The organism is Streptomyces sp. Ru73 (assembly GCF_002920575.1).
Classification (GTDB): Bacteria; Actinomycetota; Actinomycetes; order Streptomycetales; family Streptomycetaceae; genus Streptomyces.
On sequence record NZ_PQSQ01000003.1, the window covers coordinates 171,806 to 180,637 of the forward strand.

General features: G+C 73.9%; 6 protein-coding genes and 1 pseudogene. All 7 read left to right on the forward strand.

All coding sequences use genetic code 11. The features are described 5' to 3' along the window. Positions 1-150: 150 nt before the first annotated feature. Positions 151-792, forward strand: coding sequence for an HAD-IA family hydrolase (locus tag C3486_RS02630; RefSeq protein ID WP_103830876.1), 642 nt, complete (start codon positions 151-153; stop codon positions 790-792). A gap of 418 nt (positions 793-1,210) precedes the next feature. Further along, the gene (locus C3486_RS02635; RefSeq protein WP_181138415.1) at positions 1,211-2,269 is read left to right on the forward strand and encodes a methionine ABC transporter ATP-binding protein; all 1,059 of its coding nucleotides are present in this window, start codon (positions 1,211-1,213) and stop codon (positions 2,267-2,269) included. After that, the gene (locus C3486_RS02640) at positions 2,266-3,042 is read left to right on the forward strand and encodes a methionine ABC transporter permease (RefSeq protein WP_103830878.1); all 777 of its coding nucleotides are present in this window, start codon (positions 2,266-2,268) and stop codon (positions 3,040-3,042) included. Before C3486_RS02635 ends, C3486_RS02640 begins: the two co-directional genes overlap by 4 nt. 67 nt (positions 3,043-3,109) lie before the next feature. Then, positions 3,110-3,961 (forward strand): MetQ/NlpA family ABC transporter substrate-binding protein, encoded by an 852-nt coding sequence (locus C3486_RS02645; protein ID WP_103830879.1) that lies wholly within the window; start codon positions 3,110-3,112, stop codon positions 3,959-3,961. 201 nt (positions 3,962-4,162) lie between these two features. After that, positions 4,163-4,798, forward strand: coding sequence for a GNAT family N-acetyltransferase (locus tag C3486_RS02650; RefSeq protein ID WP_103830880.1), 636 nt, complete (start codon positions 4,163-4,165; stop codon positions 4,796-4,798). Between the two features lie 171 nt (positions 4,799-4,969). Beyond that, the gene (gene cbiE, locus C3486_RS02655; protein WP_103830881.1) at positions 4,970-6,190 is read left to right on the forward strand and encodes a precorrin-6y C5,15-methyltransferase (decarboxylating) subunit CbiE; all 1,221 of its coding nucleotides are present in this window, start codon (positions 4,970-4,972) and stop codon (positions 6,188-6,190) included. A gap of 239 nt (positions 6,191-6,429) precedes the next feature. Then, a pseudogene (locus C3486_RS38495) lies at positions 6,430-8,832 on the forward strand (hypothetical protein); the annotation flags it as partial.

An 8,832-nucleotide genomic window follows, 5' to 3' on the forward strand; every position in this document is an offset into this window, starting at 1 on the left:
GCTGCGCGCGGTGGGGCTGTGGGGCATGCCCCCGACTTTAATGGCCGCCCGCTGCGCGCCCGCGCGCGGCCCCGGCCCGGCATCCCGCAGGGCCCCGGCCCGGCGCCCTGCTCCGCGTGCCCGCCGCCGCACCCCGTACCCTCGGCGACCATGAAGCTCTCGGTTGACGCCCTCCTGTTCGACAACGACGGCACCCTCGTCTCCTCCATGGACTCGGTGCACCGCTGCTGGACCCGCTGGGCCGAGGAGTACCGGGTCACCGAGGCATTCGCGCAGGTCGAGCTGCACGGCCGGCCCGCCGCCGACATCGTCGCCGACCTGCTGCCCGCCGAGCGGGTCCCCGAGGCGCTGGCCCGCATCGAGGAGCTGGAGACCCAGGACGCCGACGGCGTGGTGCTGCTGCCCGGCACCCGTGAGCTGCTGGATTCCCTCCCCGCCGACCGCTGGGCCGTGGTCACCTCCGCCACCCGCAGGCTCGCCGAGGCCCGCCTCGCCGCCGTCGGCATCCGCCCCAAGCACCTGATCACCGCGGACGACATCACCCGCGGCAAGCCCGACCCCGAGCCCTTCCTGCTCGCCGCCCGCCACCTGGGCGTGGACCCGGCCCGCTGCGCCGTCTTCGAGGACGCGCCCGCCGGGCTCACGGCGGGCCGCGCGGCCGGCGCCACGACCGTGGCGTTGACCACAACGGCCCCCGCCGGGGAACTGGTGGCCGATGTGATCGTCCCCGACCTGTCGGCCGTGTCCGCGCAGGCCACGGCGGACGGAGTGGAGATCACGACAGCGGACTGAGCCGCTGTCCACGGACTGATCCGGCCTGTCCGGAATCCGGACTGGCTTGATCGGTCCGCACGCGTGTCTGGTTTACTGGCCAGCATGACCACGACGAGCTGCCGCATCCCTGCGACCGAGGCGCACCAGACGCCCGGTGCTCGTCGCATGTGTCGAATGTGTGACCGCTGAGGGCCCCCGCCTGAGCCTCGCGCCCCGAAGCGAGACCCGCTGCCATGCGCCGGACGACCCGTACAGACCCGCCCCGTACCGCCCGTACGCCAGGCCTCCGTACGCCGCATCCCCGGCCGCCGCGCGTCACCGGACCACCCCGGAGCCGGCCGCCCGCCTGCTCCACGGTCCCCCTGCCGCACTCCGCAATGAATGCCCCGTGCCCGGCGGACGAGCCGCCGAGCACTCAACCGTGACGGACAACCCTGTGATCACGACTACAGGCCTCACCAAGGTCTACCGATCGGGCGACCGCGAGGTCACCGCGCTGGACGGCGTCGACCTGCACGTCCGCGAGGGCGAGGTGTACGGCGTCATCGGCCAGAGCGGCGCCGGCAAGTCCACGCTCATCCGGTGCGTGAACCTCCTGGAGCGCCCCACCTCGGGCACGGTCACCGTGGCCGGCCAGGACCTCACCGCGCTCGCCGGACGCGGCCAGCGGGCGAACCCCGCACTGCGTGCCGCGCGCAGCCACATCGGCATGGTCTTCCAGCACTTCAACCTGCTGTCCTCGCGCACCGTCCAGGACAACATCGAATTCCCGCTGGAGATCCTCAAGGTCTCCCGCCGCGAGCGCCGCCGCAAGGCGCTGGAGCTGCTGGACCTGGTCGGCCTCGCCGACAAGGCCAAGGCGTACCCCGCCCAGCTCTCCGGCGGCCAGAAGCAGCGCGTCGGCATCGCCCGCGCGCTCGCCGGCGACCCGAAGGTGCTCCTCTCCGACGAGGCCACCAGCGCCCTGGACCCGGAGACCACCCGCTCCATCCTCCAGCTGCTGCGCGACCTCAACCGCCAGCTCGGCCTCACCGTCCTGCTCATCACCCACGAGATGGACGTCGTGAAGAGCATCTGCGACTCCGCCGCGCTCATGAAGGGCGGCCGGATCGTCGAGCAGGGCACCGTCTCCGAGCTGCTGGCCACCCCCGGCTCGGAACTGGCCACGGAGCTGTTCCCGGTCACCGGCGAGGCCACCGCCGACGACCGCACCGTCGTGGACGTCACCTTCCACGGCGAGGCGGCCACCGAGCCGGTCATCTCCACCCTCTCGCGGACCTACAACGTCGACGTGTCGATCCTCGGCGCCGCCATGGACACCGTCGGCGGCAAGCAGATCGGCCGGATGCGCATCGAGCTGCCCGGCCGCTTCGAGGACAACGTCGTACCGATCGGCTTCCTGCGCGAGCAGGGCCTCCAGGTCGACGTCGTCGGCCGGGACGTCCCGGCCCAGGCGTCCGCCTCCGCCGTGCTGACCAAGGAGGTCGCCAAGTGACCTGGAACGACATGCAGCCGGTGCTGCAGGACGGCATCCTCGACACCCTCTTCATGGTGTGGTGGTCCACCGTCTACACCGTCATCGGCGGCCTGATCCTCGGCGTCCTGCTCGTCCTCACCGACCGCGGCGGCCAGCTGCAGAACACCGCGGTCAACAAGGTCGTCAGCGTCGTGGTGAACATCGGCCGCTCGCTGCCCTTCATCATCCTGATGATCGCGATCATCCCGTTCACCCGCTTCGTCGTCGGCACCTCCATCGGCCCCTCGGCCGCCGTCGTGCCGCTCGCCGTCGGCGCCGTCCCCTTCTTCGCGCGCCTGGTGGAGACCTCCCTGCGCGAGGTGGACGGCGGGCTCGTCGAGGCCGCCCAGTCCATGGGCGGCGGCACCTGGACGATCGTCTTCAAGGTGCTGCTCCCGCAGGCGCTGCCCTCGCTGGTCGCCAGCCTCACCAACACCGTCATCACGATCATCAGCTACTCGGCGATGGCCGGCGCGCTCGGCGCCGGCGGCCTCGGCAGCGTCGCCATCACCTACGGCCAGCAGCGGTACGACATGCGTTTCATGCTGGTCACCGTGGTACTGATCATCGTGATCGTCACCGTCGTCCAGCTCATCGGCGACCTGGTCGTCCGGCGGCTCTCCCGCCGCGGCTCCCGCGCCGCCGCCCCCGTACGCCTGCTGAAGTCGCCCAAGGCCCGCACCGCGGCCCCGGACCCCGAGGCCCGCACCGACGCGGCCATGGTCCGCGAGACCGCGGACGAGGCCGCCTGAGCCACCGCCCCCCTGGAGCCCGGACCCTTTGCCGGGCGCAATCCCACCGGTAAGAAAGGCACTCTTCGTGCGTAACACCGTCAAGCTCACCGGCGCCGTCGCGGCCGCCGCCGCAGCCACCCTCGCCCTCGGCGCCTGCAGCGCCCCGTCCGACCCGGACACCGGCAAGAAGGACGACGCGAGCGCCCCGCTCGTCGTCGGCGCCACCTCCGTCCCGCACGCCGAGATCCTGGAGTACGTCAAGAAGGACCTGGCGCCCAAGGAGAACCTCAAGCTCCAGATCAAGACCTTCGACGACTACCAGCTCGTCAACCCGGCGACCAAGGACGGCAGCCTGGACGCCAACTACTTCCAGACCAAGGAATTCCTCGACGACTGGAACAAGAAGAACGACGGCAGCATCGAGCCCGTCGTCAACGTCCACGTCGAGCCCATGGGCGTCTACTCCAAGAAGCTCGACAAGCTCTCCGAGCTGAAGTCCGGCGACACCGTCGGCGTGCCCAACGACGCCAGCAACGAGGCACGCGCCCTGAAGCTGCTCGACAAGGCCGGCGCCATCGAGCTCAAGGCCGGCGCCCCCGCCGTCCCCGGCCTGAACGACATCAAGGACAAGAAGGGCCTGAACATCAAGGAGTCCAAGGCGGAACTCCTGGCCCCGCAGCTGAGCGACTACGACGCCGCCGTCATCAACGGCAACTACGCCATCGCCGCCAAGCTCAGCCCCAAGTCCGACTCCCTGGCCATCGAGTCCGCCAAGAACAGCCCCTACGCCAACTTCCTCGCCGTCGACAAGAGCGAGAAGAAGGACCCGCGCGTGCAGAAGCTCGCGAAGCTGCTCAACTCGGACCAGGTCAAGAAGTTCATCGAGACCCACTACAAGGACGGCTCCGTGCTGCCCTCCTTCAGCAAGGCGAGCTGACCCGCCGCACACCCCGTACGACGGCCCGTACCTGCCTTACCAGTGCAGATACGGGCCGTCATACTTGGCACATTCGCAAGCAGATGCTGCATGCTTGTGCACTCAGGAAACGGGCAGGACAGCCCGAACGTACTCACGGAGCTGCACGGAGCCGTACGGCGCTTCGCGGAGCTCTGCGTCCACCGCGTGGGAGCAGGCTGCATGACATCCACCTTTCCGGACATCTCCATCAGCACGGAGCGTCTGGTGCTGCGGCCCTTCGACGACACGGACATCCCCGCGCTCGGCGACATGATGAACGACGAAGCCGTCGTCGCCTGGACCGCGCAGCCCTTCCCCTACACCACGGCGCACGCCGAGGAGTGGGTCACCACCGGCGCCCCCGCCGTCCGCACCTCGGGCCGCGGCCTCGCCCTCGCCGTCACCGAGTTCCTCACCCAGCGCCTCGTCGGCACCGTCCGCGTCGACCGCACCGACTGGCGGATACGCGGCGCCGAACTCTCCTACATCACGGCCCCCTGGGCCCGCGGCGAGGGCTACGCCTGCGAATCGGCCCTGGCCGTCGCCCAGTGGCTCTTCCGCGACCAGAAGTTCGAACGCCTGGAACTGCGCACCGCAGCCGACAACACCGCGGCCCAGCAGGTCGCCCAGAAACTCGGCTGCATCAGCGAGGGCGTCCTGCGCAACGCCTGGATAGCCCGCTCCCGCACCGAGGACGGCGGCTGGACCGACATCCGCACCGACCTCATCGTCTGGAGCCTGCTCCCCGAGGACTTCGACGGGCTCCCGGAGCGCACGGCCGACGCCGGCGGCTTCGCGTACCCCGAGTGGAACTGAGGCCACGCGGCGGCCGGCCGGCCGCACACCCCCGCACGCACGCCCGGCAGTACAGCCCACCGGTCGGGGTACCCTCCTGATCCACACCCGCACGACGGGCCGACCGCACGAACGGCTGCACGACCAGCCGTACGGGACGACCGCACGACGAGACCAGGGAGACACCTGCAGATGGCCGACCGCGTCACCGTGATCGGGTGGGACGGCTCGCCTCTGACCGCCGCCGCACGCTCCGCACTGAGCGCGGCGACCCTGGTGGCCGGCGCCGCCCACCACCTGGCACTCAAGGAAGTACCGCCCGCCGCCGAACGCATCAGGCTCGGCAGCGTCGAACTGGCCGCCCGCAGGATCGCTCAGCACCGCGGCACCGCCGTCGTCCTCGCCGACGGCGACCCCGGCTTCTTCGGCGTCGTCCGCACCCTGCGCGCCCCCGAACACGGCCTCGAGGTCGAGGTCGTCCCCGCCGTCTCCTCCGTCGCCGCCGCCTTCGCCCGCGCCGGCATGCCCTGGGACGACGCCCAGATCGTCGTCGCCCACAGCCGCGACCTGCGCCGCGCCGTCAACGTCTGCCGCGCCCACACCAAGGTCGCCGTCCTCACCTCACCCGGCGCCGGGCCCGCCGAACTCGCCCTCCTCCTGCGCGACGTGCACCGCACCTTCGTCATCTGCGAAGCGCTCGGCACCACCCAGGAGCAGGTGACCGTCCTCACGTCCGACAAGGCCGCCGACCACGTCTGGCGCGACCCCAACGTCGTCATCGTCGTCGGCGGACCCGCCGGCAGCGCCGCAGCCCAGGGCAGCAACTGGCTCGCGGGCCACGAAGTCGGCTACCCCGCGGGGCCACGCGGCTGGGGCCTCTCCGACAGCGCCTACGGCGGCGGCCTCACCGAGGGCGAGTCCGTCCAGCTGCGCACCGCCCAGCTCGCCCGCCTCGGGCCCGCCATCGGCGACCTGGTCTGGGACATCGGCTCCGGCTCCGGCGCCGCCGCCGTGGAGGCCGCCCGCTTCGGCGCCGCCGTCATCGCCGTCGACGCCGACGAGGACGCCTGCGCCCGTACGACGGCCGTGGGCCGCAGGTACGGCGTACAGCTCCAGGTCGTGCACGGCCGGGCGCCCCAGGTGCTCGAAGACCTGCCCGAACCGGACGTGGTACGCATCGGGGGCGGCGGCACCGCCGTCGTCACCGCCTGCGCGGCCCGCCGCCCCGAACGCATCGTCACCCACGCCGCCACCCGCGACGAGGCCGAAGCGCTCGGCCGCGCGCTGGCCGACGGGGGCTACGAAGTGGAGTGCGCACTGCTCCAGTCCGTCGAGCTGGACACCTCCGCGTGGGTGGAGCGGGAGCGGGCCGTCGTCTTCCTCGTCTGCGGTTACCGCGTGCATCACCCCTGACCCGATCGGTCACCCGTGGGAGGTAGGCTGGCGGATCGTTGCGCCGCCGTTCCGCGAGCGGAGCCGTAGGTCAAAAACCGGAAAAATCCGTGGTTTTGACCGCACAAGATGCTCTTGAAGGCGGACGTGCCGCGAGGCGCGCTCGCTCGTTCTCGCTATGGGGGCGGTCGGCGCGTGCCGCGGTCGAGCGCGTCGGACGAGCGGTTGGAAGGAGCACTACCGATGGGCGAGGGGTACGCATGACCGACACCGGCCAGGTCCCGGGCGAGGGACTGCCGGAGAACGCAGGCGGACATCCCGGAGGGCCGCTGCCCGCGGCCGCTCCCGCCCCTGCGGACGCCGGCCCGCAGCAGCCGCACGACGCGTACGCCTACGTCGACACCGCCGAGCAGGGCGAGGACGACGACCTCCTGATGCCGGGCGCCCAGGGCGCCTGGGGCAGCGAGCAGCAGGCGCACACCGAGCAGCCGCCGTACACCGACTACACCCCGGGCCGGGGCGCGGTGTACGACCCGGTGGCCGCGTACGACCCGACGCCGTACGAGCCGGTGGCGTACGCCGAGGAGCAGCCCGCGCAGCCGTCCGCCGCGCCCGCGGGCGCGCACGAGCAGGGCGGCCGGGACACCGGCTCCGTCGACGTCAGCGGCGTACGGACGCCCGAGGCCCCGCAGCAGCCGGCCGCGGCCCCGCAGCCGGCCGCCCCGCAGCCCGGCGTGACGCCGCCGGGTGCGATGCCGGGCCAGGCCGCGATGCCGAAGCAGAGCACGCCCCCGCGCCGCCCGCTGCACATGGGACCGCCCGTCCCGGAGGCGCACACCGGCGGCGTGGTCCGCTCGCTCGCCGACCGCGGCCCCGCCGGCACGCCCCAGCCGCCCCAGCGGCACGCGGGCCCGCCGACCGTGGGCCCCGAGTACCTCGACATCCCGCGCGACGAGCCGGGACCGCTGCCGGAACCGGCGCCGATGCCGGAGGCGGCACCGGCGCCCGGTCCGCTGCCTGAGGAGGGCGCCCCGCAGGCGACGGCCCAGCAGGGTGCGCCGATGCCTGCGGCGGGGGCGCACCCGTCGGTCCAGCCGGCCGCGGCGGACCAGCCGGAGCAGCAGGCGCCGTCGGCCGCAGCGCAGCCGGTGCAGGCGGAACAGCCCGTACCGGCTCCGGAGCACGGTGGCGTGTCCATTCCGGCGCAGATGCCGGCGTGGGGCGCGGAGCCGGTGGGTGCGGCGAACGCGCCGGTGGCCGGTCCGGCCGAGGAGACGGACGCCGGTGCGGACGCTGCTGCCGGTCAGGTGGCCGAGGCGGGCGGGGAGCCGGCCGCCGAGCCGGAGCACGCGGCCGAGGCCGGTACGGCGCAGGCGGCGCCCGCCGAGCAGCCGCAGGCCGAGGAGCAGCCGCAGGAGGACGTGCAGCACGCCGTCGCGGCGCCGCTCCCCGAGGCCGAGGCGGCGGAACACACCGCTGCCGACCAGGCCGAGCCGGAGCCCGGCGCGCCGGCCGACGCCGCCGCGCAGCAGAACGACACCCAGGGCGAGCAGGGCCCGGCGGACGACGGTGCGGCCGAGGCCGTACCGGCGGCCGCGGAGCAGCCCGCGCAGCCCGCAGCAGAGGAACACGTGCACAACGAAGACCAGGCCGTGGCCGAGCAGGCCCCGGCCGCCGCGCCCACCGAGGCGCAGCCCGCAGCGGACGACCGGACCGCGGAGCCGGCGCCGCAGGACGCCGCCGAGCTGGTCCAGCTCGGCGAGGACGCGGCGGAGGCGCAGGGCGCCCCGGCGGCCGAGCCGGACCAGGCGCCCGAGGGCGGCCAGGTGGCCGAGGCCGGTACGAAGGTGCCGCGGGCCCGTTCGGCGCGGTCGGCCAAGGCGAAGGCCACCCAGGCCGCGATCAACGCCGCCTTCGCGGCGGACCCGGTCGAGGCCGTGGTGCCGGCGGAGGGTGCCGTTGCCGCCGCTCCCGCGGTTGCCGACGAGGCCGCGGCCGCGGAGACGGCCGAGGCTCCTGAGGCGGTGGAGACGGCCGAGAGCACTGAGGTCTCTGAGGCTCCTGAGGCGCCGCAGCCCGAGACGGTTCCGCAGCCCGAGGCGGCCGCTGAGGGCGAGCCGGCCGTGGGCGAGGCGCCGGAGGCCGCGGAGGCGGCTTCCCCGGACGCGGCAGCCGCCGTGGACGGCACCGCCGAGGAGCCGGCAGCCGGGGACGCGCCCGCTGTGGACGCGACTCCCGCAGAGGCCACTCCCGACGCGGCGACGCCCGCCGACGCGGCCGCCCCCGCCGCGCAGGCCGCCGAGCCCGCGAACGGGACCGACGTGCCCGAGGTACCGGACGCCCCCGGCGCACCCGCCGAGGCCGCAGCGGAACCGGCCCCCGAAGCGGTGGCGCCCGAAGCGGCGGCCCCCGAAGCGGTGGCCCCCGAAGCGGCGGCCACCGATGGTGAGCCCGAGGCAGCGGCCGAGGCCGAGGCCGTTGCCGCCGCCGACGCCGAGGCACCCGCTGAGCCCGCCGCCGACGCCGCCCGGCCGCCACCGAGGCCGCTCCCGAGCCCGACGCCCAGAGCGCCCCGGCGCCGAGCCCGCCCCCGAGCCGAGCCGCAGCCGGGCTCCCGAAGCCGACGCCGAATCCGGTGGCGACGCCGAGCCGCAGCCCGTCCC